This window comes from Streptomyces sp., from assembly GCF_036566765.1.
GTDB lineage: Bacteria > Actinomycetota > Actinomycetes > Streptomycetales > Streptomycetaceae > Streptomyces.
The window spans coordinates 1-2,749 of sequence record NZ_DATCVQ010000151.1; the positions used below are offsets into that span (position 1 = coordinate 1).

At 72.4% G+C, this 2,749-nt stretch carries 1 protein-coding gene and 1 pseudogene; one reads left to right on the top strand and one right to left on the bottom strand.

The genetic code is table 11. The features are described from left to right. A pseudogene (locus VIU94_RS07910) lies at positions 1 to 196 on the top strand (YrhB domain-containing protein); the annotation flags it as partial. Between the two features lie 457 nt (positions 197 to 653). Here VIU94_RS07910 and VIU94_RS07915 read toward each other — a convergent pair. Next, positions 654 to 2,675, bottom strand: a complete 2,022-nt coding sequence (locus VIU94_RS07915) for a YrhB domain-containing protein (RefSeq protein ID WP_331909025.1) — start codon at positions 2,673 to 2,675, stop codon at positions 654 to 656. Between the last annotated feature and the right edge of the window lie 74 nt (positions 2,676 to 2,749).

The window sequence follows — 2,749 nt, forward strand, 5'->3', positions numbered from 1 at the left end:
GCATTCCGTCGGTACCGCTGCCGCGATGCAGCACCTGCGCAAGCAGGCCCCGCGAATGGGCCTGCGGGAGGCGAAGGCCTACGTGACGATCGTCAGGGACGGGAGTGAACCACCCGAGGAGCTGGCGAGCCTCACCCGCGAACCCGACCTCTGGTACCCGGGCCCGATCGAGACACTGGCCGGCCCGATTCGGTAGCTGTCCGGCTGCCCGGCCGGATGGCTGCCGAACCGGTCACAGGCCCTTCCGCCCGCCGCACCTCAGGCAGTCGAGCCTTGGGAACTTGGGCCTGACGGCCGCGCGGCTCCTCGGGCAGGCGTCAGACCGGAGCGGCGAGGGCGACATCGACGCGAGGCGGCACCACTCCACCATCAGGCCGGAGCGGCCGGCACAGCAGCCCGGCCGACCCGGCCAGCGCCGCGAGACGTCGCCTCTCCTACCGGAGCAGCCCCACCACGCTCGCGCAGGAGACCTGGCCCAACGGCAGCACGAGGACCGCCTGGCGCACTGGGAGCGCCTGCGCAGGCCTGACATGGTGATCACCCATCACCCACCACCCACCACCCACCACCCAAGACCATCACCACCCCCGCACAGCAAGTCGCGGCGGGGCGGTGCGGCGGCGGCACGCCTCAGACGCTCTGATCGTCGCCGGCTACGCGCGCTCGATGCAGTCCTCGAACCGGTTGACCCTTGCCGAGAAATGCGGCCAGGCCGCGTGCGTCGCGGCCAGGTCCTCCGCGGTCACCTCGCCGACGGGCCGGCCGCCCGGGTTGATCGAGAGGCCGACTCCGGCGAAGGTCTGCCGGAACGCGACCCCGTCCAGCACCTGGCAGCGAGCGGTGCCGGGAGGCAGATGGTCGCGGGAGCTGTACGCCTTGAGCCGTCGCGGGCGTTCCAGCCACAGCGAGCCGGGCGGGGAGTCGGTGGCGGGATCGACGGGAATGAGGAGCTCGGCGCGGAGCAAGCCGAGCAGGAACTGCTCACGGGAGAACCAGCCGATCGCCAGATAGCTGAGCAGATGGTCCAGTTGCGTCGTCATCGGCGGGAAGCCGCGTTCCACCGGACCCGGCTCGGCGGCGGGGTTCGGCCTCGTCTCCGTGCCCACGGTGCCCTCTGGAAGGAACCTTCGCCAGGCGCGTACGGCCTGATCGGGGATGCCGAGGTAGGCCACGCCGCTGTGCTCGAACGACGGGTCCAGCTCCTCCGCCCACGTCTCACGTCGGCGGTCCGGCACCGGGTGGCTCGGGCCGCCCGGCCGCACGGGGGCCCAGCGGAGCGAGCCGTCCCGTTCTCGGAGGACGATGGCCATCGCGGGAACCATCGCGTCCTGAGGGTCGCGGCTGGCCAGGTACGTCACCCTGTTGTACGACACCGTCCAGCCCTCCGGCGAACGGGCGGCGATGTCGACGTCGACCGCGTGGGGGCCCACGGTCATGTCGTGTTCCGTGCCGGTGCGCAGCCACTCACGGACCTCGGCCATCGCCCGCTCGGCGCCGCCGTCGTCCTGGACGGCCGTCGGCGGGTCGTCCTGCTTCGCCGCGGGGCGGGACGGGGCGAGTGCCGCCGCCGCGCGCAGCAGGTCCTCGGAAAGCTCGGTGGGCGGCTCGTAGCCGACGCCGCGGATGTGGTCGAGCAGTTCCAGCGGCGGGACGAGACCGCCCTGCTCCATGTGGAGGTCCATGGAAGCCGGCCAGACCCACACGCCGTCCGTGTGGTGCCGCGCGTCAGGGTCCTCCGCCTCCACACTCACGGGTGCGTTGCTCAGGTAGTACCGCACCTGCCCGGACTCGAGGTGGCCGATCACGGGACGGCAGGTGTAGGGACGGCCCGTCGTCGTGTCGACCCCGTCGAACTCCCGGGCCAGGCGCAGGGGGCGGGGCGCCTCGACGGCGTCGGCGAGGAGCTGGTGGTGCCGCCACGCCTCGCCGAGCAGCCAGTCGGGGGTCGCCTCCGGGGTGCGGGGCAGCAGCCGCAGTTCGTCGTGCCAGCACCGCGGCGCGACGTGCGACACCTCGAACACCGGCCGGGTCGCGTAGTCGTACGCGATCGTCGGCTCCTGGCCGGGAGCGATGACGTACGAGACAGAGAACCACGCGCCGCGCCCTGGCGTGTAGGTCATCGTCCGCAACCGGTGCAGCCACTGACTGATCTCTGCGGGCGGGGCCCACGGAACCCAGCCTTCCTGGTCGCTCCAAGGCCGGGCGGTCAGCTCCATCACCCCGGCGGCGGCGACGCAGTCCAGCCGCACCCCGCCCGGGTGGTTCGGGGCGTGCTGCTCCATGGCCGCGTGCAGACCGGCCAGGACTGCTTCGGCGTCCGCCCCGATCACGTCGTCCGCAAGCGGCACCGGAACCGGGAAGCGGTCACGGCGCAGCGGGATGCCGAGGTCGTCCCTCCGCACCTGCACCAGGGCCCCGATCGCCACACCGGCCTCGACCGCCCGGTCCAAACGCATCCGCTCGGCTCCGGAGACGACCAGGTTCTCCAGCCGGAACGCCGACTCCAGCAGCCCCGTGGCATCCCGTCCCCCGGGCGCGAGCGGCAGCCGCTCGTACGCGGGATCCGGCACCCCACCCGGGACCTGCTCCAGGATCGCCTCCCCGATCCGCCGGTACACCTGCCAATGCCACACGGCGAATTCGCCCTCGCTGGTCTGCCCCCGCAGGACTGTCACTGCACCACTCCGTCCCTCGCTCGTCCTCGGGGATTGTCGCGAACATGTGAAGCTGGAGCCACTTCAGGATGTGC